The sequence below is a fragment of the Wolbachia endosymbiont of Wuchereria bancrofti genome (assembly GCF_002204235.2).
GTDB lineage: Bacteria > Pseudomonadota > Alphaproteobacteria > Rickettsiales > Anaplasmataceae > Wolbachia.
In genome coordinates this window covers 1-22,982 of the sequence record NZ_NJBR02000024.1, presented here as the reverse complement: position 1 = coordinate 22,982, position 22,982 = coordinate 1, and the positions used below count along the sequence as shown (strand labels likewise).

Genomic DNA, 22,982 nt, shown 5'->3' with positions numbered 1-22,982 from the left:
AGAAAAGTTATTTAATATTGAAGGCTCAAATATTCCTTCGCCTGATCAGTTAAAACACGTCCTCTTGGTGTGCGCTTTACAAAGCTAATTTTGATTAAATAAGGTTCTACTGTTTCCTCAATATTGCCAGCGTCCTCAGATAGCGCAATAGATATGGTATCAATTCCAACAGATCCTGAAGTATTGAATAAAAATCTTAGATAATCCACATCTAATTTATTTAATCCCATTTTATCTATGCCTAATTTTGACAGCGCAGAGTCAGCAATTCTGTGAGTGATTTTTTTATTATCTTTCACTTCAACAAAGTCCCTTATTCTTCTGAGCAACCTCAAAGCAATTCTTGGAGTGCCACGTGCACGGCAGGCAATTTCCTGTATGGCATCCTCTTCGATTTCTGCAGAAAAAACTCTTGTGCCTCTCTTTATAATGTCAACCAGCTCCTCAAAAGAATAAAACTCAAGATGCAAAGGAATACCAAAACGATCTCTCAGCGGTGCAGAAAGTAGTCCAAGTCGTGTTGTTGCACCGACCAACGTAAATGGTGGTAGATCTATCCTTAAAGTACGGGTAGATGGACCTTCACCTACTAATATGTCTAGGCAAAAATCTTCCATAGCAGTATATAAAACTTCTTCAATGCTGCGATTTAATCTGTGGATTTCGTCAATAAATAAGACATCTTTTGCATTTAAAGTAGTGAGCACTGCAGCTAAATCTCCAGCTTTATTTAACAGTGGACCAGAAGTTGCGCGAAAGCTAACCCTTAACTCTTTAGAGATAATTTGCGCTAAAGTCGTTTTGCCAAGTCCCGGAGGACCATGCAGTAAAACATGATCTAAAGCTTCAGTTCTCGTCTTCGCAGCGTTTATAAACACTTTTAGATTTTGTATTAAGTCCTTTTGCCCGAAAAAATCATCAAGTTGCTCAGGTCTAATGTTTAAATTACGTACATCTTCAGCATATTCTTTACTGCATGATATCGATTTCATAATGTTGAAAGCTCCTTAAGCGCTGTGCGAATAATATCCTTAGTATCCAGATTCGGTTTGTACTTTTTTATGGTATCATAAACTTTTGTTTTTTCATATCCAAGATTGATCAATGCTGAAACGGCATCCTCGTTAATTGGATAGAAATTGTTGTTATTTATTTCTAATCTGCTCACTTTGCCACTCAATTCAGTGATAATTCGATTTATGAGTTTTGGACCAAGCCCGCTTATCTTGAGTGCTATTTTATCTTCATTCATAATTGCTAAAAATAGCTGTTCTGGGGTTAATTTGCTTAGGATCGACATTGCAGTTTTATAGCTAACGCCGCTCACCTTAACAAGCAAGCGCAAGCATGATTGCTCTTCCTTATTTATAAAACCATATAGCTGCGTGGTATTTTCTCTGTTGTTTGCATAAGTTTCGATAAGTAACTTGATTTTACTTCCTATATAACATACACTTAAAGCTTTGGCTGAAAGGTATATTATATAGCCAACATCATTTACATTCAGGATTATGTGATCGCTGTAAACTTCATCTACTGTCCCGCTTAAATTTCCTATCATTTTTAGCACTGTATAGAGTTCAGTTTAAAAATTCCTGGATCACAGGTCAAGTGTTAGGATTATAGAGATTAAATTTACTCATATTCCTTATACTCCAATTCACTAACAATTTCTGGATAATAAACACTCAAATTTAGGATCATCTCAATAAGTTCCTCCTTTGCCTTTCTAAGTAGCAACTTTTCAAAGTGATCTTGCTATTAATGCAATCAAGGCATCTTCTGGACGCTTTATATCTTCGTTAATTATATTGAATCAAAGCGAAGTCTGTCGCAGCTATGTGCTTGCATGGGCTAAAATTTTCGAATGCTGGACAAAAACATTCTCCATCAAGAGAGTTGCCATCACGCCTTAGTGCTACTTTATACACTCCTGAGCCAACAACTTTTAATTTAACGTCAAAATTGCTAACAGATACAATATGTACCATTCTGTGATTAAAGTAAAATTCTTCTCTAGAGAAATAAGGTTTACCGATAAAATCCTTTTTCTTACTTCAAAAGTTAATCCTTTACAACCCTAATACGACGTTTTTTTCCTGTAGATAATTTTACAGTGCTGCACATCTGAATTTATCATCCTTTCATCTTGTTATCAGTTCCGTTTTTGCTTGCTTTAATTAGTTTATCAAAGTCAGACTTATGCAGCTGATCTTGAATAACCCGGTACTTTTGTAAACTCTTCTTCAGCAAGAACTTAACAACTTCAGCACCAATTCTTTTAGCATCTTTAAGCAACTTATAATCATTAAATAGCAAAAATAAGTTTAACTTGGCAACCCAATCTTGCACTCACATTAAGCACTGTCTTCTCACCTGGAGCTTAGCATAGTCCAAATATATTGAAACAATATGATTTAATTTACTTAATTCTGCTTCAGTCAAATAATTTTTTGCAACGTTTGCGTCACTCTTTAAAATTTTGCCACCTGGACATTTTTCCATGTAGTAAAACCCATGAATGGTCTTTTGTGACTAACTCTGGAATGTATCAACTCTGCTGCAGTTAACCTGTAAACTGCCCAATACAATTTATCTTGCACTTTTGAACAAAACCGTTTTGTTACTTCTGAAGTTAGATCATAATCAGCAGAGCATTCAGCATAAATATCCGTAATCTTTGATAGAATCTACGTTCTGAGGTTTGTATTTCTCTGATCTTTTCGAGCAACTTATCGAAATAACTTTCATCAAATTTGTCACCATACTTCAGTTGTTTTTTATCCGATACAAACCCTTTGATGATGAACTCCTTCAGAATTTTTGTGGCCCACACCCTAAATGCTGTTGCTTTTTGAGAACTCACTCTATAACCAACAGCTAAAATTGCATCTAGGTTATAAAATTGTGTAGGATACTTTTTACAATCAGAAGCAGTTATTTCCAAAATGGAAACAACTCTACCATTTTTTTTGCGTGAGCTGAATGCTCTCACCCTGGTACAAAACGTTGATTTTACATCTCCATCTGGAGTTGTATATAAATAGGATTTCGCTTTCTACTACCTTTCCAGTTGTTTTATGCATAGTTCTCAAATTTTGAAAATCTGCTCCATACTGTAGGGTATGCTTGGGTTGTTCATCAGCCGTCCTCAATAGATTGTTTGTGCTTTTCTATTTGTATAGTCCCAAAGTGTCCAGGCTTAATTCTCTCTCCCTCTACCAGTTCTAATAATGCGCTGTTTTCTGGACAAATTATATCAATAATTTGACCTATTATAATAAAAATAGTAATTGCATTTCTAAATGTGTGACAAGTTATACTCATTTAGAACTGCAGAGATTTTTGGAATGTTTACTTTGTTCATCATAAAAACTGCCATGTGCAGTGTAATATTGACCTTACCTCGTGGCTTAACTTATAAATCAGTGCACGTTTTGTACTACACATTTCTCGTTTTTCATTGAGTACTGACAGATAATCAGTACGATCAAGATTACGTCCCTAAGGCAATTCATGTGCACATTCTAGTGCCTTGTAGAAGGTAATAATATCCAAAGTTAAAAAGAGATTTGACATAGGCTTATGATAAGATAAATATATTGAATTTAAGTCATTAATATCACAATTGCTCATTTGTATGAAATTTGCCTTCTCGCTTCAAAAGCTAACTCACCATAACTTTTATGTGGCGTTTTTTTCCTGCAGACAGTTTTATAAACGACTGACCTTTAAAGCTTTTAGAATTTATTATGTAGTTGATATCATTTATAGTATAATCATTAACTTTGCATCCATTGCCCTGTATTAAACGCTTTGCAGCGCCTTTTGAAGGTTCAAGACCTATATCGTACAGTAGGTCTATTAAGGATATACCATTTGCAACTTGTTTTTTTGTTATAGTGTAATCAGGAAGTAGTGAGCTGTCTCCATTTTCAAAAACAGAGACTGCAGAAGATTGTGCAAGCTCTGCTTCTTCATCACCATGACATATTTTTGTTACCTCTGTCGCCAAAGCTTTTTTTGCTTCGTTTACTTCTTGATTCTTTAAAGATTCCAGTTTTTTAATTTCATCAATTGGCAAATCAGTGAAAAATCTCAAAAAACGCCCAATGTCTTGGTCATCAATATTGCGAAAGTACTGCCAGTAGTCATAAGGCTTTAGCATATCACCATCAAGCCACACAGTTCCACTTTCAGTTTTGCCCATTTTTTTTCCTTGAGCACTCAACAAAAGAGGCGTAGTAAGACCAAACAACTCGGGTAAATTCAACTTTTTACCAAGTTCAATTCCGTTTACTATATTTCCCCACTGGTCCGATCCTCCTATCTGCAAACGGCAGTCATACTTTTTGTTCAATTCAGCAAAATCGTAAGCCTGCAATAGCATGTAATTAAATTCCAGAAAGCTTAGATTTTGTTCTCTATCAAGTCTAGTTTTTACACTATCGAAACTTAGCATGCGATTTACAGAAAAATGCACCCCTATATCACGCAAAAAATCTATGTGTTTTATACTATCTAGCCAATCTGAGTTATTTACTATAATTGCACCAGCCTTTCCATCATCAAAGTATACCATTTTCTTAAGTGCTTTTTTTATACCAGATATATTTTGGTCGATATCCTCAATAGGCAAAACACTTCTTGCTTTGTCTTTACCAGATGGATCGCCAATCTTTGTTGTGCTACCTCCAAGTAAAACTATTGGCTTATAACCAAATTTCTGCAGGTGACGAAGCATCATAATCTGGATTAAGCTACCAACATGAAGACTTGATGCTGTACAATCAAACCCAATATATGCAACTACGTAGTCATTCTGCAATAGTAGTTGGTCTAATCCTTCAATGTTTGTACACTGATATAGGTATCCTCTTTCTTGAATGAAATTTAAAAATTCAGACTTGTGTTTCACGGCTTGTTTTCATCAATTAAAGTGATTTAAATCCACAAATCTTACAAGTGGAAGAAAGTTAATTCCATAATTCTTCTATTTTATAATACTCCCTTACTTCCGGCCTGAATATGTGAACCATTATGCCTTGAAAATTCAAAATCACCCAATTACCTTCATCCATACCCTCCACATCCATTTTATAATATTGCTTGAGACTTTTCATTACGTGTTCAGCTAATGCCTTTACATGGCGGCTTGAATCACCAGATGCAATAATCATATATTTTGCAATAACGGTTTTATTCTGCACATCAAAAGTGACTATATCATGACCTTTATTTTGATCTATTATACTCATAATTGTGCTTTTTATTGATTCTGTATCACTGGATACATTAGCCATTATTCTAGATTATATAACTTATTTATAATAATACACTTAAAATCTCCAAATATGAACTATTTTCGATATGACTATTTGCTAAGCAAGAAGTTTGAGCTTTGAGTGTAACAGCATGTACAGCGCATATCCTTTATTATATACAATGAAAGACAGTTTCTCTATATATTATTTATTATGAGCAAGACTCTCATTCACTTAATCGGCTTTCCAGGTAGCAGCAAACTTACTTACTGTAAAAGAACTACGTAAGATCACTGATGCGGTTATAGTAAACAATAACCTATTTAATAATATTATACTCAAAATCGTTAAATTAAGAAACGCTGAAATTACAGGTGACTTACGGGAAAAAATTTTTGCAGTCAGAGAAAACTGTTAGCAATACTAGAATAGCAGTACATAAAATCAAAGCATTACATATTTACAAATGAATTGATAGATGGTGATCCCCACGACCAAAAGTTATCAACCCAGTAGTAAACTTAAGTAAAAAATGGGTTTGAAAATTCTTCCTGTGGTAATACTCTGTAATAGAGTAAAGAACTAGTGGAGCATATCCAATTAGAAGATTAGGTATCAGGAAAATAAAATTACCAATCCGGATTTTGCTATAAAGAAAATTAAAGGAAAAAGGTTATTTGTACCTAAAGGTGCTTTTGAAATTAACAACTTGGAATTAAGCGCAAAGGGAGTTGCAAAAAGAATCGCTAACAAGATAAAAGACGGAAAAAGGTTAGTTGAAGCTTCTGTAACAAATAATTAATAACAGGACGTACTCGTGGTTGAGCAGAAAGATAAATATCGTCCTTGCGTTGGCATAATGCTATTTAACAAACAAGGACATGTATTCACTGGAAAACGCTTTGATAGCAACTCTTACTGGCAGATGCCACAAGGGGGAATTGATGATGGTGAAAAGCTAGAGCAAGCAGCACTACGTGAATTGCTAGAGGAAGTTGGTACTGATAAAGCAAAGATTATAGCTAAAAATAAGGATTGGATATATTATAACTTACCTGAGGAAGTTATACCAACATGCTGGAATGGAAGATATTCTGGCCAAAAGCAAAGGTGGTTCTTAATGAAATTTTATGGAGAAGGTAAGGATATTAATATCAACTATACTGATCATCCAGAATTCAAGGAGTGGCGTTGGCAGAGTGTAGATAATTTGGTAGCAGGTGCCATACCATTTAAAAAGGAAGTTTATAAAGCAGTGATAGAAGAGTTTTCTTCTCAAATCAAAGTCTCTATTATTAAGTAAAATTTACAATAAGTTCGTGATAGTAGATTCTCATTGCCATTTGATTTATTTCTCTGATGATGAAATACCGGAAGTGATTTCAAGAGCAGAGCAAAATGGTGTAAAAATTTTACATAACATATGCATAAACGCTGATGATGTTCCTAAATTATTGAAAATTGCTTCATCCTATAATCAAGTCTATTCCTCTATTGGCATACACCCACTTGATGCTTCTGTAGAGAACGGCAAGTGTATGCATGTTGATGAATTGGTTGAACTCATCAAGAATCAAAAGGTAGTTAGTATAGGCGAAACCGGGTTAGATTTTTATAAATCTAATAATAAAAGCAATCAGAAGAAAAGTTTTGCATTACACATAGAAGCAGCAAGAATAACAGGGTTGCCTTTAGTCATCCACACTAGAGGTGTTGACAGTGAAGTGATCGATATGCTAAAGTCAGAAATGAAAAATGGCCCTTTTAATGGAGTAATGCATTGTTTTACTTCCTCTAAAGAGCTTGCTCATCAATCTATAGATTTAGGGTTATACATTTCATTTTCTGGAATTATTACTTTCAAAAATGCAAGCTTACTCAGAAGAATTGCACAAGATGTACCACGTGAGCGTGTTTTAGTTGAAACCGATGCACCGTATCTATCACCTGAACCTCACAGAGGAAAAAAGAACGAACCAGCAATGGTAAAATATGTTGTAGATTGTCTAGCGGAATTGTGGAGTGAATCACCGGATAAGGTAGCAGAAGTAACCACAAACAACTTTTTCAGGCTGTTTACAAAACTTAAGCTTAAAGAAATTCTATAAAATCATTGGCTTGTTTATAAGCTTAAAGATTTTACCAATTCTTTCACTGCATTTACGGATTTGTTGAACATTTCTTGTTCACTATCATCCATTTTAATCTCTAGAACCTTTTCAATTCCGTTTTTACCAATAATTACAGGGACACCAATGAACAAGTCTTTTACACCATATTCACCATTAAGATAAGTAGCGCACGGTAATATACGCCTTTCATCACGTAAATATGATTCCAACATATATATACTAGAAGATGCAGGAGCATAGTATGCAGACCCAGACTTAAGTAAATCAATTATTTCTTTACCGCCATTACGAGTGCGCTTAACTATTTCATCAACTTTTTCCTGTGTGATGAGACCCATATCAATGATTTGAGTAAGTGGAATGCCAGCGATGGAAGCACAATGAATCAGCGGCACCATAGTGTCACCATGTCCTCCAAGCACAAAAGCAGACACATCCTCAACAGAAATATTGAGTTCCCTTGCAAGAAAATAGCGAAAGCGGGAAGAATCAAGCACTCCTGCCATTCCAACAATCATATTAGCTGGGAGGTTTGAAAACTTATGCACTACTGAAACCATGGCATCTAAAGGATTGGTAACCACTATCACAAATGCATTTGGAGAATACTTTCTAATATTTTCTCCAACTTCCTTCATTACTTTAGCATTAGTTTGGAGGAGATCGTCTCTGCTCATTCCCGGTCTTCTCGCAATGCCAGCGGTTATTATAATTGCATCAGAGTTTTTTATATCTTCATACCTATTTGTGCCAGTAATATTGACACTAAACCCATCAATAGGGGATGATTCTGCTATATCGAGTGCTTTACCTTGTGGTATTCCATCGCTAACGTCAAACAAAACAACATCACCAAGCTCTCTTAATGTAACCATATGTGCGAGAGCCCCACCAATATTTCCTGCGCCAATCAAAGATATTTTTTTTCTTTGTACTGTCATTTCTACTCCTTGGTATTTGCTTTTGTGGTTTCACCTTCCCAAGGGGATAGGCTGTCAAACATACGAAAATCTTGCGGTAAATCTATAGGATTATACACAACCTTTTTTGCCTCTATGTCATATCTAACCTCCTCATAACCAGTAAGAGGAAAATCTTTTAACATTGGATGACCTTTGAATCCATAATCCGTTAGAATCCTACGCAAATCAGGATGATTAGAGAATTCTATTCCATACATATCAAAAACTTCGCGCTCAAACCACGAAGCTGTGTTAAATATCCTTACTACGCTTGGAGGCATATCACCTTCATATAATTGAAGCTTTATATGTACCCTAATATTATGCACAATGCTGAGCAAATTATACATTAGCTCAAAACGTTTCTCCCTATCTGGATAATCAACCCCAAAAATATCAACTAATAATTCAAACCTACATTTTTCATCATCGCGTAGAAAGAGTAAGTGATCCTCAATATTATCTAAAGTTGAATATATTACAATAGTACCATCACCTTGCTGAACAAATTCACATTTGGTCTTTTTTTGTATGTACTTTGCAGTTTTATCCATACTATATATTCTGAGTTCGTTTTATTTTTTTTTGTAGGCACAGCATTCCATATAGCAATGCCTCTGCAGTTGGCGGGCATCCAGGAACATATATATCAACTGGTATAATTCTATCACAACCACGAACTACCGAGTAGGAGTAATGATAATAACCACCGCCATTTGCACAACTTCCCATAGAAACAACGTACTTGGGGTCTGCCATTTGGTCATAAACCTTACGCAAGGCTGCTGCCATTTTGTTGGTTAGTGTACCAGCAACAATCATAACATCCGCCTGTCTTGGACTCGCACGAAACATTATACCATATCTATCAAGATCATAACGACTGGATGCAGTGTGCATCATTTCCACTGCACAACATGCAAGACCAAATGTCATTGGCCATAATGAGCCAGATCTTGCCCAATTGATTACATAATCTATTAAATTACCGAATTTAGTAACAAGAAACCCTTCCTTCTTATAACGATTCCAGTCACCGTTAGATAGAACTTGACCTATCATAAATTTATTTCCATTCTAATGCACCTTTACACCACTCATAGATAAAGCCTACAGTAAGTATTGTAAGAAATATCATCATAGACCAAAATCCACAGTAGCTTATTTTAGATAAAGAAACAGCCCAAGGAAAAAGAAAAGCAATTTCTAAGTCAAATATTATGAATAATATTGAAACTAAATAAAACTTAATGTCAAAATTTTTTCTTGCTCTTGATAAAGGGTTAAAACCGCACTCATATGTGGAAAGTTTTTCACTATCTGGTTTGCTTATTGCAAGAAACATAGGCAATACACCCAAAGCAAGAGATAGTATAATTGATACGCAGATAAAAATTGCTATGGCTAAATATTCACTCATTTAATAAAACTTGTAGAAAGCAACACTACAAATTTACATGCTTTCCTAATCTTTTACCACCTAAAATATGCATATGAAAGTGCGGTACAACTTGTTCCCCGTTTTCACCGTAGTTAGTAACTAACCTATATCCTGTTTTTTCTAGGTTATATTTATATGTTATCTCTCTCACAGTTTTAAAGAAGCCTACTATTTCCTCTGCAGAAGCTTTAAAAATAAAATCATCATATGAAATATATTGACTTTTCGGTACAACTAAAATGTGAACTGGTGCATCAGGATACTTATCGTAAAACGCTAACACACCCTTATCCTCATAAATCTTCTTGCAAGGCAACTCACCTCTTAATATTTGAGCAAAGATGTTATTGCTATCATAGTATTTACTGTTCATGCTTTAGAGGCACGACCACCTTTTTCTCTTCCTGGGTTCAGAGCAGGTGTAGATGAAGGGCTCTCCATTTTACTGTTAGAGACATCTCCTTCAAAGCGTAGATTAGATTCGTTACCAATAGCTTCTCTCAACTTGTCTTCTAATTCTATACCTTTAGAAGTAGTTTTTCCAGCTTTTACATGATACATCCCCAGAGGATCAGTCATATTGCTTTGAGTGATAAATTCACTAGATTCTGGTGACCTCTCTATAGGCTTTACAACTTCTGATGGCTGTTCGTGATATCCTCGGTACAATTTTTCAGCAATACCATACAGCAATTTCTGGTCTGTGTGAACTTTAAACTCTCCACCAGTAATTTCTGCCAGGCCTTTAAGATTTTCATTCACTTTATCGTAAATTTTGCCAACAACAAGCTGTTTTACCTCTTCCGGACTCTTTCCTTTACATTCAGGGCCGGCTTTAATACCATTGGTAATTTCCTTAACATCAACTTCGATTATAGCTTCGTTTTTTTCCCTGAAAATAGTTACACTTGGCAAATTGTTTTTTATTTGATCTAATTGCTCTTGGCTCAAATAAGGTATGTCTCCTACCAAAGTCCTTGATGCTTTAAATATAACCCTTCCCTTTCCTTTCTCTTGTTCTGTTATGTGTACACCAAGATCTTCACTAGCTTGTGTAGTCCTTATAGGCAGGTAGTATTCTTTAGGTGTCTTGCCAATAACATAACGCCAACCATTTTTTATATCATGCCACATTTCATCCCAAGACTTTAACTGACTTTTTAGTTGGAAAGGATATATTATTGTACCTTTAAATAAGACCAATAAACCCCTACCTACACCCTTAAATAAGACTTTTCCACCTTCAACTAGAAACCCTCGCACTCCCAAAGCTGCATTTTTAGCTTTACCTAATATAGAAGTAGACTCTTTGCTTGAAATATCTCCTTTTTTATCTTGTTCCATACATACCCCCGAAGTATTCTAACACTAAATACTATAGTGTATTCTAAATTATAGAAAAAACATTTAAATTTCTATATCTATTATAAGATGAAATTATAGAGATTGCAACTATTATTTACATACTGTCTAAAACGTGAGGTATTTTCACTACTTTTATTATTAATCTTGCTTTAAAGTTAAACTATGTTCGAATGGAATACTAATAATATTATTGATGCTACTGGCGGAAGAGGGAAGAGTGGTTGCCACAACTTAAATATTTCAACAGACACAAGAAATATAAAAAAAGGTGACTTATTTATCGCACTTAAAGGAAAGAATTTTGATGGACATGATTTTCTACATGAAGCCTTTTTGAAAGGGGCAGCAGCTGCGGTAGTGAGCGAAGACAAATATAGGAATCTTCCTCTAATTGTTGTGCAAGATACTCTAAAAGCTTTGCATGATATGGCATCGTATTACATCAGAAATGTTCTTGTTAATGCTGAAGTTATTGCAATTACAGGCAGTGTAGGAAAAACCACCACAAAAGATATGCTACATACCGTTCTATCACAGTATGGAGTGTCTCATGTGAATGATGGTAACTTGAATAATAACATAGGGCTACCTTTAACGATTCTAAAAGCTCCAGAAAACTGCCGGTACTTAATTCTTGAAATGGGGATGAATAAAGCTGGTGAGATAAAAGAATTATCAAAGATTAGTAACCCAAATATTGCGGTTATCACCAACATAGAACCTGTGCATGTTGAAAATTTTTCGTCGCTATTTGATATTGCACAAGCAAAATTAGAAATTTTGTACGGTGTGAAAAATAACGGTACTTTGATCCTAAACAAAGATAATAAATATTATGATTACCTCTCATCACACATCGATAGAGATGTAGTAAGCTTTGGTAGGAATAAAAGCGCTACAGTTTGCTTGTTGAATGTAATAAAAAACGACAAAGGGCTAAATTTAAAAATTAGACTGAATAATAATCAGATTATGAACTGCAATTTATGTGTGCAAGGTGAACATTTTGTATACTCTGTACTGGCTGTTGTTGCAGTCATACAAAATCTTGGACTTAATTTATCAAAATTACCACTTGCACTTGAGAATTTTAATATAACGAAAGGCAGAGGTAGTGTTCACAAGGCTAAATACAATGGAAAGTGTATACATTTGATTGACGACTCCTATAATGCCAGTCCTGCTTCAATGAAAGCTGCAATAAGAACTTTAGGTATATATTCTAATCGGAGGAAAGTAGCATTACTTGGTGATATGCTAGAACTCGGTAACGAAAGCATAACATTTCATATGAAGTTACTTGATTCTATTGTAAAATATGACGTGGATAAAGTTTATACGGTTGGTAAATTCATGTTAAAGTTGCACAGGCTTTTACCAAGCAATATAAAAGGCACGCATTTTAATGATTCTAATCAATTGAAAAGCAACTTAGCTAACATTGTTCAAAATAATGATGTAGTTCTGGTCAAGGGTTCACGTGGGGTGAAAATGGATTTCATAGTGCGAGGATTCATAATAGAATATTAAATAAAACTATTATATTAATTTAAGGTTAAGTTATTAGAAGTTTTAATCGTGATAAAACGTGTAGTTATTTTTGGTGGAACAGGATTTATAGGGAAACACATCGTAAGACGTTTGGCAACAGCAGGGTATTTAATAAGGGTATTTGCCCGTAACCAAGAAAAAGCTGCTTGTTTAAAGTTATGTGGCAATTTAGGACAAATATCTATATTTAAAGGCGATTTTTTTGACGAGAAGTTAATTTTGGAAAGTGTAGAGGAATGTAATGTAGTCATAAACTTAGTTGGAATACTATATGAAGTAAAAGAGCACGGTTTCTACGCTGTTCATGTTGGGATAGCTGAAAGAATAGCAAGAGCTGCAAAAATAAAAAACGTATCTATGATGATACATTTTTCTGCTATGGGAATAGAAAACAGTAAGCTGTCAGAATATGCTCAAAGTAAATTGGAAGGTGAAAAAGCTGTAACCGCAGCATTCCCAGAAGCAATAATAATTAAGCCGAGTCTTGTATTTGGTAAAGAAGATAACTTCTTTAACAAATTTGCAAGACTAGCAACTATTCTTCCTTTCTTGCCGCTAATTGGCAGTGGTATAACTAAATTTCAGCCTATATGTGTAACCGATTTAGCTGAGATGGTATATCGCATTATCAGTCTTAATAAGCAAGATAAGAAGATTTATAATATAGGTGGACCAAAAGTCTACTCTTTTAAAAGCTTACTAAAGTTTATTCTGAATGTTACCAACAGAAAATGCTTATTAGTCAATGTATCTTTCCCAATGGCAAAGCTAATAGCCTTCTTTTTAGAAAGTAGGATCATTTCTATATTGTTAAAACCCATAACCGGGGATATAAGCCCTATGCTTACTCGAGATCAGGTGAGAGTTATGATGAGTAGCTCAATTGAAAAATCAACTGATTTTGAAGCAATAAAAATCCGGCCATTATCAATTGAAAATGTAGTACCAGAGTATTTGAAGGTTTATAGAAAGTACTGACATAAAGAGTGCGCCCAGTAGGATTCGAACCTACGACCCACAGCTTAGAAGGCTGTTGCTCTATCCAGCTGAGCTACGGGCGCACAGCATATATAAAATGCTTCTTAACACGCATAAAGTCAAGGCATTTCATGTCAATACAATGCTTATAGCAAATTCTTGCAAGACCTTATCATTCTAGTATGCGGTGTTAACTTTTTCTGGATTTAAGTACTAAGATGACAGAGTTTTTAAAATAAGTTATTTTTTTATTTTTTAGTAAAAAGACAGCCCATGGGTATCAAAATTGCACCTTCTATACTTTCAGCAAATTTCGCAAAACTAGGAGAAGAAGTAAAAAGAATTAACAACTTAGGTGTAGATTATATACACATAGACGTTATGGATGGAAATTTTGTTCCAAATATTACAATTGGTCCAGGCGTTATCTCTACAATACGTAAATATACTAACCTTTTTTTTGATGTACACTTAATGATTAAGTCTCCTGGTGACCATATTGAAAGCTTTATAAATGCTGGCGCTGATATCATTACTATACACGCAGAAGCAGAGGTACACCTTGAAAGGCTGATAAGAAAGATAAAGTCATACAAAAATGTAAACGATGCGAAAAAAAAGGTTCAAGTTGGAGTGTCAATTGTTCCTTCAACTTCCCCAGGTGTATTTGAGTATATAATACATGAGTTGGATATTGTATTAATTATGACAGTCAACCCTGGATTTGGAGGACAGGAGTTTATTTATTCACAACTGGGCAAGATATCTGTTGTGAAGAAAATGATACGAGAGCGCGGCCTTAAAACACAAATTTCAGTAGATGGCGGAGTGAGTCTTTCAAACGCAGCTGATATAATAAAAGCAGGTGCAGATATCTTAGTCGCTGGATCAGCAATATTTAGAGCTAAAAATATGAAGAAAGCTGTAAATGATTTTAAAAACCTATCATTGTAACCCTATAGCCCAACACAAATCACTTCTGTCATTCTATGAGTAAAAAAATTTCTGGATGCAAGTGTCATCTACTTAAGGACACTCATCTCAGCAAATCAAGTCAAAAATGTCCATAAAATTTTGATAATATATATTTTTAACTATACTTAGCTTATTCTATAAACTAAAAAGAGAAGAGATTGAACATGGTAGAGTGGCTAATATCTGATCAGCTTATTAATTATAACTACGCTGTAAAATTCATGGAAAAAAAAATTCAACAAATCCACAATAACTCATCTGATGAACTAGTATGGCTACTCCAGCATCCTCCATTATACACAGCAGGAATCAGTGCAACAGATGATGATGTCGTCGAAAAATTATTTCCTATATATAAAACAGGCAGGGGTGGTAAATACACATATCATGGTCCAGGGCAACGTATTATATATCTAATACTGAATCTTAAAAAAAGAAATAAATGTGATATAAAACTATATATTAGAGACCTTGGTAGTTGGATAATAAATGTTTTAAAGCACTTTAACATATTTGGAGAATTCAAAGAAGATAGAGTAGGTGTTTGGGTGAATAACAACGGAGTAGAAGAAAAAATAGCAGCTTTTGGCATTCGTTTAAGAAAATGGGTAACTTACCATGGCATAGCGCTTAATGTCTCCCCAGATCTTTCTCATTACAAGGGTATTATTCCTTGCGGATTGAAAGGTTACGGTGTTACATCAATAAAAGAACTAGGTGTTAAAGCTCCACTCTTTAAATTAGATAATATACTAAAAAAAGAGTTTTATAAGATATTTTAATGTACTCTGTTGTCATCTACTTCTTATATTTTATTCTCACTTTATGCGCTAATACAGGTATTTATGCAATCAATCAAGTCGATATTATTGCCCCTTCTTCCAATGGAAAAGAGCCAGATCTAACTACTATAAAAGAATATATAGAAGCTTTGGATTTTAACTTTCATCTTTGAGAGAAAATATATAGCAATAATAATCCATTCTACCCTAACTCTATGAATTTAGAGCAAGCGATTTGATTAGTGTTCTAATTGACGATAGCAAAATAATTTGGTGTATCAGAGGAGGAACAGGAGCTTCTCGGTTAATTCCCTGTCTAGAAAAATTACTCAACGATAAAAAAGCATGAATTGCTCAAAATAAAAACAAAAAAAACTCTTATAGACCATAGCGATATAACCACCTTGCACATTTATTTATTTACAAGTCAAATACGATTGGCAAATTCTTCACGGTCCATGTTGGAAATGATAGTAAATAATTTCGTTTCTGAAAGTTTTGTTAAAAATTAAAAGGTTAATCCTAAGTCAGCAGAGCTCTATTAGGTTTAATAACCTAAAAATAATTAATGATGACATCAAACTAAAAAATGGCAGATTAGAGTCCAAAATCGTTGTGGAAACATGATTTTAGTTTAAAATAGTATAGGAACCGCCTGGCAAATAAATGCAAAAGGAAAAATTCTATTTCTAAAAGATACAAGAGTTTATTCATATGCAATGGAGCGCAGTTTAGATCACCTAAACAAGCTCGTATTTTTGATGAAGTATACGCAGTAATTTTTGGAAACTTTATTAACTTCGGTAACGACAATCTTGTTGAAGTCGTAAAAGAGAGATCTGCAAAGAGTGCTAATTTTCCAGTGTTCAAAGTCCAAGAGATAGGCCACGAATATATAAATGACCCTTTACCTCTCAACACCCACGCTACTATTAGCGTTCAAGACGAAAAAGAAGGTTTGTTTTTTATGGATGTGCAGAATATTGGCTTTATGGATTGATCTATATTATACTAACCTCCTGTGTTACAGTAGAATGAATACACGACATTAAGCTAAAATAATTTAGATTTACCAATGATTTCATAGGAAATATTTGTTCAATTTCAACCATAAATCCCTACCAATAAATTTCAACAAAAATACCTTAATGCATTTTCAAATATAAGCATTCCGTCTCCATATTTTGGCATAGCAATCTTTAAGCGCTTGCACTTTTCTTTTTCAAGTGGCCAGTTATCCTGCTGAGTAAAAAATATGCCCCTTTCTGGATGAGGCATTAAAGCCAACACTCTACCACTTTTATCCGATAAAGCCGCCAGGTCATATGTAGACCCGTTCGGATTATAAGGAAATTGCAAGTTGGCGTAGTCACCACTTTCATTAATGTAACGTAGTGCAACAGAATTATTTTCAATCAATTGATCTAAAACACCTTGATTCATAAAGAACTTGCCTTCTCCATGAGCAATAGGAAGATACAACTCATTCAGATCCCGCAACCAAACAGAACTGCTTTGTGGGCTAACTTTTACTTTAATCCAACGGCATTGATAATTACCTATATCATTACGTATTAAAGCCAGATTAGAAAACTCTGGGATTAACTTCACTAATATCTGACAACCATTACATATTCCCACGACAAGCTTATCTTGAGATAAAAACTCTTGAAACTCATCTAACAAGTTGTTCTTAATGCGCAAAGCAAAAGCATTACCAGCACCAGTGTCATCACCGTAGGAAAAACCCCCTGGGATTGCAAGTATATTACTCAACCCCAGTTCACCTGGATTCTTTATGATCTCATTAATGTGAACGATTCTTACTTCTATATTGTTGACACCAAGTTTTCTACCACATTCTACAAATGCAAATGCAGTTTCCTTTTCACAATTCAAGCCGTAACCAGATAAAACGATAATTTTCATGAGTTAAAAATTAAAAAATTCGAATTTTCTTTTTACAAAATTTGCTACTAAATTCAGAGCAAATAACACTATCAACAAGGCTATAATTGCGATAGCAGCAAGTTCAACAAATGCAATTTCAGGACTACTTGACCATATGTATATTTGTACGGGTAGAACAGTTGCCGGATCGAAAAAGGACCTAGGTGTATCAGTGATAAATGCTACCATACCTATCATAAGTAAAGGAGAAGACTCACCTAAAACTCTTGCAACTGCAAGCATAGTACCATGTATTATCCTTGGTAATGCAATCGGTAAAGAGTGGTCTAATATCACCCTGATGTGAGGCGCTCCAAGGGCAAAAGCTGCATCTTTTATTGTAATAGAAACATTAGCAAAGGCATTTTTTGTTGCAATTATAATATTAGGTAACATCATAAATGAAAGAGTCATTCCACCAACAAGTGGCGAAGAACGGGGTAGCTCAAATATGCCAAGATAGAGAGTCAAGCCTACTACACCAAATATTATTGAAGGCACTGCAGTAAGATTATTTATGCTAACCTCTATAACATTAGTTATTATACTATTTTTAGGCATAAATTCGTGGAGACAGATACCCGACATAATCCCCGCTGGTAACGCTAAAGCCAGGCATACTATTATCGTCATTAATGAGCCAACAAATGCTCCTAAGATTCCCGCGTTTTCAGGTTCACGAGAGTCAGATTTAAGAAATAGAGATTTATTGAAAAATTTCCCTACTCTCCCCTGTTTTTTTAGCCAACTAAGCAATTCAACATAATGACTGTTAAAATACTTACCCTTATTTATTGAATTTATTATACTTGACGCGGTAAACCAGATTTCATATTCACCATTATGTTTTACTTTTCTACGAACAAAATTCTCTAGCTCCTTGTAAGAATTACGACTTAAAATCTCTTCATCATTCTTAAAATCAGTTCCCTTAAATATCTTTCGTAGAGAATCATTTAGTGAATTAATAGATTTATACCGCAAATTGCTAGGATTATCTGCTAAAGCAAAATCAGTGTTTATTTCAATCGGTAATAGAATTTTTGTTACTGTTAAGGCGCTATAAGAGTTAATCAATATACTTAGCAATATACATACAGGGCAACTAAGTGAAATAACTAGCGTCATAAAAGAACAGGAATATAACGCTTTATCTTTTTTATTCTTCCTTTTTATGCGAGCATGCATACGCCTGGACTGAAGCAGTTTAAGAAATTTTGTCTTTATACTCATTTACTTTCAGTTCCTTTTTGTTGCTCAAGTGTGTAATGATGCCATGCAAGCTAATACTGAAGTCTCTTCTTTCTTCCCGAATCCTATGTCAAACCCACAATTGTGTGAACTTTTTGCATTGTGGTAGAGTAAATACAAGACATAACTGCTGGTATCATCCCAGTGTGCGACACTGAGATCCAGGAAAGTTTGCTGTAAATAAGCAAACTGATTTGTTGAGTGTAGAAAGTAGTTGACCTTATACTAAATAAATGTCTTTGATGAGATTGCATAAAAAGCTGGATTCCAGTGTCAGCCACTTTCATGACATCGTTTACTATGTAACGCCTTATCATATCAAAATGCTCGTATAGTTATATATCATGCACTGGGAACGACACCATTAACATCACTCTCCATTGTACCTAATTAGACTTATTGTTTTTGTAAGTAGCGCGCTCTTTTATTCTTGCAGCTTTTCCAAATAGTTTACATAGGTAGTACAACTTTGCCCTACGAACCTTTCCTCTTCTTGTTACTTGCACTGAAACTAATGCAGGAGAGTAAATAAAAAATTGAGATACTATACTTTCTCCATGACTTACTTTTCTAACCGCAAAAGAAGAATGTAACCCTCGATTTCTTTTTGATATACATACACCTTCAAATATCTGTATACGCTCACTTGTACTGTCAACTACTTTAAAAGTAACCTTCAAATCATCACCAGGACGAAATTCTGGTACTTCCTTAGCTAATACTTGCATTTGTTGCTCATCGAACTTTTTAAGTAAATTTGTCATTTATCTCTCCATCTAATAATTCAGGCCTACGTCTTTTTGTTATAACTTGAGACTGTTTCTGTCTCCAATCACTTATTTTTTTGTGATTACCAGATAACAAAATTTCAGGTACTCTATGTTCTCTCCACTGCTCAGGTCTGGTATACTGAGGATACTCAAGTACACCACCGCTATAACTAAAACTCTCCTCAGTAATACTACCGGAATTATTTACCACACCAGGAAGAAGTCTAACGCACACATCAAGAACTACCATCGCAGCTGGTTCACCTCCTGAAAGGATATAATCTCCAATGCTCAACTCATAAGGAGTATACTCATCTATCACTCTTTGGTCAATACCCTCAAATCGACCACATAATATCGTTATATGAGGAAATCTTACCAATTCCCTTGCAATACTCTGATCAAATTTTGTGCCAGACGGAGTCATATAAATAAATTTAGTATCTTTATGAGTAGAAAGTACATTATCAACTGCATCACCAACTACATCAGGGCGCATAACCATTCCTGCTCCACCCCCATATGGAATATGGTCTACCGTCAAATGCCTATCTTTTGCAAAAAAACGAATATTCATCACTTCAAGGTTCCATATCTTCTTCTCTAATGCTTTTCCAGCAAGGGAATAGTTCAAAAATCCAGGAAACATTTCTGGAAATATGGTTAATATTGTAACATCGAACATCTTTATAAATTTGTAGTAAACTTAAGTGGTAATTTGATATAATGCTTTTAATATATACTTAAATCACACATGTTGCCAGACAAAATAATATATGAAGGTAAAGCAAAGTTCATTATTGAAACTAAAGATCCATTAACCGTCATACAATACTTCAAAGATGATGTTACAGCTTTCAATAAAGAAAAATATGAAATTATTGAAGGCAAAGGAACAATTAACAATCGCATTAGCACTTTTATTATGGAAATACTTGAGAAAGCAGGAATTAACACACACTTTATAAAAACTCTAAGCGAAAGAGAACAGCTAGTTAAAAAATTAAAAATTATACCTCTTGAAATAGTAGTAAGAAATATCGCAGCTGGTAGTTTTTGTAAGCGTTTCAATATAAAAGAAGGTAAGAAACTCGCATTTCCTATAATCGAGTTTTTCTATAAAAACGATAGCCTAGCTGATCCAATGGTAAACGAAAACCACGTGCTATATTTTGGCTGGCTATCTTACGAAGAAATGGAAGAAATTAAAACTATAACCATCAAAATCAACACAGTTCTAATCGATTTATTTTTAAATGCAGGGATAGATTTAGTCGACCTTAAATTGGAATTTGGCAGACCAATAAACGATAATACAAAGATCACTTTAGCAGATGAGATCAGCCCTGACAACTGTAGGCTGTGGGATAAAAATACGCACAAAAAATTAGATAAAGACGTCTTCCGCTTGAACTTAGGAAACTTGAAGGAAGCATACTTAGAGGTCGCAAAAAGATTGTTAGTAAAATTATGCTAATTAAGATACTACTCCATCAAATGACGGGTTGTATTTCTCATTAAGTTTTCCAATGATCTCAATTTTTTCCCCACGTTTTTGGAAATGATTTTTTACGCCTTGCATATTTTCAGGATCTATGATCAATATCATACCAATACCACAATTAAATGTTCTTAACATTTCTCTCTTCTCCACTTTACCCTCTTTCGTCAGCCACAAAAATATATCTGGCCATTCCAAAGAACTGATGTCTACGTCTGCAAATAAATTTTTTGGAAGAATTCGTGGAACATTATCCATTAAGCCACCACCTGTGATGTGTGCAATGCCTTTTACTTGCGACATAATAGGCAGTAAAGAATCAACATATATTTTCGTTGGCTTGAGTAACACCTCCCCCCAAAGTTGATTATTCCACGGAGATAGATCATTGTAACTTATGCCTAAATCTTCAAAGATATGACGCACCAAAGAAAACCCATTTGAATGAATTCCACTTGATTCTAAGCCAACTATATAATCACCTGCTTTCATCACATCGTAATTTGGAAGAATCTTGCTCTTATCAACCACTCCAACCACAAATCCTGCAAGGTCATAGTGATTATTACCATACATTCCAGGCATCTCTGCGGTTTCTCCACCAACCAATGTTATCTTGGCCTGCTTACACCCCTCTGTAATACCCTGAACTACAGACAATAGAACCTCCTTGTTCAAAGCACCTGTTGCAAAATAATCGAGGAAAAATAAAGGTGTTGCTCCCTGTGCAAGTAAATCATTTACGCACATTGCAACTAAATCTATACCTATAGTGTCATGTTTATCTACTTCTTGGGCTATCAACAGCTTTGTGCCTACCCCATCAGTTGAAGAAACCAGTACAGGATGGTCATATTTCTTACTTAACACAGCAAAATCAAATAATGCAGAAAATGAACCCACTTCGCTAATTACTTCTTCTCTTTTATTTTCATCAACAACAAGCTTAACTTCTTTTATCAGCTTATTATACAGTTTAAGATCTACTCCAGATTTGGCGTAAGTATTCATGACCCTTTTTCAAGTTCTATGACTATTAACACTATATTAATGAATTGACACAAAAAGTACAACGAAACTTTCTCTCAATTGACTATTATATGTTTACTAATATAGGGTAACTTAAATCATTTATAATTATCCAATGAGAAAGAACATCAAAAACATACTGTCAATAACAGAGTTATTATCAGGATGGTTGCTTCATGACTTTGCTAACTCTATGAATGGAATAATGTTTGGCCTAGAAGAGCTTGAAGCAGGCAATCAGAATGATGCTAGTACACATAGGGAAGGATTATTGCTGCTTAAGGAAAGCTCCGATGATTTGATATATAAACACAAAGTTATGAAACAAGCATACTCTTCTTCAGCGGACAATCGTAGCTTTAGTCAGACCAAATTGAACATTGAAAATTATTTACTAAAAAAAAAATAAAATTCACGTGGAAGACGGATGAATACTTTGTGAAGTGTAAAGTAAGTTTAACTGAAAAGATAAATAAAATAATCTCTAATATGGTAATAACTATAGCCAGTGCAGTGGCAGAGGTTGAACGAATGTCTATTTTTTTGAGCCAAGTAAAGCATGAAACTCTACTAACAATGCAAGTTCTAAATGAGCATAAGCCCCTGAGCAGATCATTAGCAGAAAAGTTAAACAAGAAAGAAGATAATAATTTAAGTATAAAAGATATTAGTATTTACATGACTCACCTGTTATTAGAGTATTATAACGTTAAAATGCACTGTATTTGTGAAAACAACTTGCTGGAAATAGGTTTGACCTTAACTTAAAACGATCTCATAGCTCATGAAAAGTGTTTGTAAGTTTAAGTGCTAGTGTGGGAAACATAATTTCTTTATTGTGGCATTAGACTTTCTGTACAACCTAAACCAAACGAAAACAGGGCAAATCAGTATTTTAAAAGTTTTAAACGCTGGATACTTTTAAATTGCTTTAGCCGTAAATGTTTAAGAAATTCACCAAGCAGGAAAAAAAGCAAAAGAAACCCTAGTCATATCTCTTATAGGAACTTAGCATTAATGTCGTATATGCT

The 22,982-nt window shown here is 34.5% G+C and carries 30 protein-coding genes, 1 tRNA gene and 1 pseudogene; 11 read left to right on the top strand and 21 right to left on the bottom strand.

Translation table 11 applies throughout. From position 1 onward, the window contains the following. Positions 1 to 11 precede the first annotated feature (11 nt). The 9 genes and pseudogenes from ruvB to rsfS all read right to left on the bottom strand — a co-directional run bounded on the left by ruvB (position 12) and on the right by rsfS (position 5,303). Entirely contained in the window at positions 12 to 992 is a 981-nt protein-coding gene (gene ruvB / locus CCY16_RS01475; protein ID WP_088414414.1) for a Holliday junction branch migration DNA helicase RuvB, read from the bottom strand. After that, entirely contained in the window at positions 989 to 1,561 is a 573-nt protein-coding gene (gene ruvA / locus CCY16_RS01470; protein WP_088414412.1) for a Holliday junction branch migration protein RuvA, read from the bottom strand. Before ruvA ends, ruvB begins: the two co-directional genes overlap by 4 nt. 241 nt (positions 1,562 to 1,802) lie before the next feature. Then, positions 1,803 to 1,991, bottom strand: coding sequence for an SWIM zinc finger family protein (locus CCY16_RS01465; protein ID WP_143696894.1), 189 nt, complete (start codon positions 1,989 to 1,991; stop codon positions 1,803 to 1,805). Positions 1,992 to 2,136: 145 nt separating this feature from the next. Then, complete coding sequence (locus CCY16_RS06005) at positions 2,137 to 2,352, bottom strand: hypothetical protein (RefSeq protein ID WP_245800701.1); 216 nt, start codon at positions 2,350 to 2,352, stop codon at positions 2,137 to 2,139. Beyond that, positions 2,353 to 2,505: a RhuM family protein gene (rhuM, locus tag CCY16_RS06625; RefSeq protein ID WP_281250493.1), complete on the bottom strand. Its 153-nt coding sequence runs from the start codon at positions 2,503 to 2,505 to the stop codon at positions 2,353 to 2,355. Continuing rightward, positions 2,475 to 2,995, bottom strand: a pseudogene (gene rhuM / locus CCY16_RS01460) (RhuM family protein). The gene rhuM (CCY16_RS06625) and the pseudogene rhuM (CCY16_RS01460) overlap by 31 nt, the downstream one beginning before the upstream one ends. A gap of 146 nt (positions 2,996 to 3,141) precedes the next feature. After that, positions 3,142 to 3,327: a hypothetical protein gene (locus tag CCY16_RS01455; RefSeq protein WP_088414408.1), complete on the bottom strand. Its 186-nt coding sequence runs from the start codon at positions 3,325 to 3,327 to the stop codon at positions 3,142 to 3,144. A gap of 340 nt (positions 3,328 to 3,667) precedes the next feature. Further along, complete coding sequence (gene tyrS, locus CCY16_RS01450) at positions 3,668 to 4,918, bottom strand: tyrosine--tRNA ligase (protein ID WP_088414406.1); 1,251 nt, start codon at positions 4,916 to 4,918, stop codon at positions 3,668 to 3,670. Positions 4,919 to 4,976: 58 nt separating this feature from the next. Further along, a complete protein-coding gene (gene rsfS / locus CCY16_RS01445) occupies positions 4,977 to 5,303 on the bottom strand; it encodes a ribosome silencing factor (protein WP_088414404.1) in 327 nt (108 codons plus the stop codon). Between the two features lie 778 nt (positions 5,304 to 6,081). Between rsfS and CCY16_RS01435 the strand changes: the two genes are divergently transcribed. Together CCY16_RS01435 and CCY16_RS01430 are read left to right on the top strand one after the other, a co-directional pair. Further along, on the top strand, positions 6,082 to 6,567 hold the full coding sequence (locus CCY16_RS01435) for an RNA pyrophosphohydrolase (RefSeq protein WP_088414402.1): 486 nt from the start codon (positions 6,082 to 6,084) through the stop codon (positions 6,565 to 6,567). A gap of 16 nt (positions 6,568 to 6,583) precedes the next feature. Continuing rightward, positions 6,584 to 7,372, top strand: a complete 789-nt coding sequence (locus CCY16_RS01430; RefSeq protein ID WP_088414400.1) for a TatD family hydrolase — start codon at positions 6,584 to 6,586, stop codon at positions 7,370 to 7,372. 14 nt (positions 7,373 to 7,386) lie between these two features. Here CCY16_RS01430 and mdh read toward each other — a convergent pair whose 3' ends face one another. The 6 genes from mdh to CCY16_RS01400 are packed head-to-tail and all read right to left on the bottom strand — an operon-like array spanning position 7,387 to position 11,143. Next, entirely contained in the window at positions 7,387 to 8,337 is a 951-nt protein-coding gene (gene mdh, locus CCY16_RS01425; protein ID WP_088414398.1) for a malate dehydrogenase, read from the bottom strand. 2 nt (positions 8,338 to 8,339) lie between these two features. Beyond that, entirely contained in the window at positions 8,340 to 8,912 is a 573-nt protein-coding gene (locus CCY16_RS01420) for an NADH-quinone oxidoreductase subunit C (RefSeq protein ID WP_088414396.1), read from the bottom strand. Between the two features lies 1 nt (position 8,913). Next, entirely contained in the window at positions 8,914 to 9,420 is a 507-nt protein-coding gene (locus CCY16_RS01415; protein WP_088414394.1) for a NuoB/complex I 20 kDa subunit family protein, read from the bottom strand. A 4-nt stretch (positions 9,421 to 9,424) separates the two neighbouring features. Further along, positions 9,425 to 9,778: an NADH-quinone oxidoreductase subunit A gene (locus CCY16_RS01410; RefSeq protein ID WP_088414392.1), complete on the bottom strand. Its 354-nt coding sequence runs from the start codon at positions 9,776 to 9,778 to the stop codon at positions 9,425 to 9,427. Positions 9,779 to 9,803: 25 nt separating this feature from the next. After that, positions 9,804 to 10,172: an HIT domain-containing protein gene (locus CCY16_RS01405; RefSeq protein WP_088414390.1), complete on the bottom strand. Its 369-nt coding sequence runs from the start codon at positions 10,170 to 10,172 to the stop codon at positions 9,804 to 9,806. After that, positions 10,169 to 11,143 (bottom strand): hypothetical protein, encoded by a 975-nt coding sequence (locus CCY16_RS01400; RefSeq protein ID WP_088414388.1) that lies wholly within the window; start codon positions 11,141 to 11,143, stop codon positions 10,169 to 10,171. The genes CCY16_RS01405 and CCY16_RS01400 overlap by 4 nt, the downstream gene beginning before the upstream one ends. A gap of 183 nt (positions 11,144 to 11,326) precedes the next feature. Between CCY16_RS01400 and CCY16_RS01395 the strand changes: the two genes are divergently transcribed. Both CCY16_RS01395 and CCY16_RS01390 read left to right on the top strand, forming a co-directional pair. Beyond that, the gene (locus tag CCY16_RS01395) at positions 11,327 to 12,694 is read left to right on the top strand and encodes a UDP-N-acetylmuramoyl-tripeptide--D-alanyl-D-alanine ligase (protein WP_088414386.1); all 1,368 of its coding nucleotides are present in this window, start codon (positions 11,327 to 11,329) and stop codon (positions 12,692 to 12,694) included. Positions 12,695 to 12,742: 48 nt separating this feature from the next. Beyond that, on the top strand, positions 12,743 to 13,693 hold the full coding sequence (locus CCY16_RS01390; protein ID WP_088414384.1) for a complex I NDUFA9 subunit family protein: 951 nt from the start codon (positions 12,743 to 12,745) through the stop codon (positions 13,691 to 13,693). Between the two features lie 9 nt (positions 13,694 to 13,702). Here CCY16_RS01390 and CCY16_RS01385 read toward each other — a convergent pair. Then, positions 13,703 to 13,776, bottom strand: a tRNA-Arg gene (locus CCY16_RS01385). A gap of 190 nt (positions 13,777 to 13,966) precedes the next feature. On the opposite strand from CCY16_RS01385, the gene rpe reads away from it, so the two are divergent. From rpe to CCY16_RS06985, 4 genes are all read left to right on the top strand, one after another. After that, on the top strand, positions 13,967 to 14,647 hold the full coding sequence (gene rpe / locus CCY16_RS01380) for a ribulose-phosphate 3-epimerase (protein WP_088414382.1): 681 nt from the start codon (positions 13,967 to 13,969) through the stop codon (positions 14,645 to 14,647). A gap of 185 nt (positions 14,648 to 14,832) precedes the next feature. Further along, on the top strand, positions 14,833 to 15,450 hold the full coding sequence (gene lipB, locus CCY16_RS01375) for a lipoyl(octanoyl) transferase LipB (protein ID WP_088414380.1): 618 nt from the start codon (positions 14,833 to 14,835) through the stop codon (positions 15,448 to 15,450). 235 nt (positions 15,451 to 15,685) lie between these two features. Continuing rightward, a complete protein-coding gene (locus tag CCY16_RS06990) occupies positions 15,686 to 15,799 on the top strand; it encodes a hypothetical protein (RefSeq protein ID WP_410543235.1) in 114 nt (37 codons plus the stop codon). A gap of 306 nt (positions 15,800 to 16,105) precedes the next feature. Next, positions 16,106 to 16,450, top strand: a complete 345-nt coding sequence (locus CCY16_RS06985) for a hypothetical protein (protein WP_410543236.1) — start codon at positions 16,106 to 16,108, stop codon at positions 16,448 to 16,450. A 131-nt stretch (positions 16,451 to 16,581) separates the two neighbouring features. On the opposite strand, the gene CCY16_RS01365 is transcribed toward CCY16_RS06985, so the two are convergent. From CCY16_RS01365 to trmD, 4 genes are all read right to left on the bottom strand, one after another. Beyond that, complete coding sequence (locus tag CCY16_RS01365; protein WP_088414378.1) at positions 16,582 to 17,379, bottom strand: phosphoribosylformylglycinamidine synthase subunit PurQ; 798 nt, start codon at positions 17,377 to 17,379, stop codon at positions 16,582 to 16,584. Between the two features lie 3 nt (positions 17,380 to 17,382). After that, a complete protein-coding gene (locus CCY16_RS01360) occupies positions 17,383 to 18,633 on the bottom strand; it encodes a PstA family ABC transporter permease (protein WP_088414376.1) in 1,251 nt (416 codons plus the stop codon). 404 nt (positions 18,634 to 19,037) lie between these two features. Then, on the bottom strand, positions 19,038 to 19,415 hold the full coding sequence (gene rplS / locus CCY16_RS01355) for a 50S ribosomal protein L19 (protein WP_088414374.1): 378 nt from the start codon (positions 19,413 to 19,415) through the stop codon (positions 19,038 to 19,040). Next, positions 19,399 to 20,106 (bottom strand): tRNA (guanosine(37)-N1)-methyltransferase TrmD, encoded by a 708-nt coding sequence (gene trmD, locus CCY16_RS01350; RefSeq protein ID WP_088414372.1) that lies wholly within the window; start codon positions 20,104 to 20,106, stop codon positions 19,399 to 19,401. Before trmD ends, rplS begins: the two co-directional genes overlap by 17 nt. Before the next feature lie 69 nt (positions 20,107 to 20,175). On the opposite strand from trmD, the gene purC reads away from it, so the two are divergent. Next, positions 20,176 to 20,898 (top strand): phosphoribosylaminoimidazolesuccinocarboxamide synthase, encoded by a 723-nt coding sequence (purC, locus tag CCY16_RS01345; protein ID WP_088414370.1) that lies wholly within the window; start codon positions 20,176 to 20,178, stop codon positions 20,896 to 20,898. On the opposite strand, the gene purM is transcribed toward purC, so the two are convergent. After that, complete coding sequence (gene purM, locus CCY16_RS01340; protein ID WP_088414368.1) at positions 20,899 to 21,933, bottom strand: phosphoribosylformylglycinamidine cyclo-ligase; 1,035 nt, start codon at positions 21,931 to 21,933, stop codon at positions 20,899 to 20,901. A gap of 133 nt (positions 21,934 to 22,066) precedes the next feature. On the opposite strand from purM, the gene CCY16_RS01335 reads away from it, so the two are divergent. Together CCY16_RS01335 and CCY16_RS01330 are read left to right on the top strand one after the other, a co-directional pair. Next, positions 22,067 to 22,360 (top strand): hypothetical protein, encoded by a 294-nt coding sequence (locus CCY16_RS01335; protein ID WP_088414366.1) that lies wholly within the window; start codon positions 22,067 to 22,069, stop codon positions 22,358 to 22,360. Between the two features lie 104 nt (positions 22,361 to 22,464). Next, positions 22,465 to 22,719 carry a hypothetical protein gene (locus CCY16_RS01330; RefSeq protein ID WP_245800699.1) on the top strand — a complete coding sequence of 85 codons (255 nt, stop codon included), beginning with the start codon at positions 22,465 to 22,467 and terminating at the stop codon, positions 22,717 to 22,719. Positions 22,720 to 22,982 lie beyond the last annotated feature (263 nt).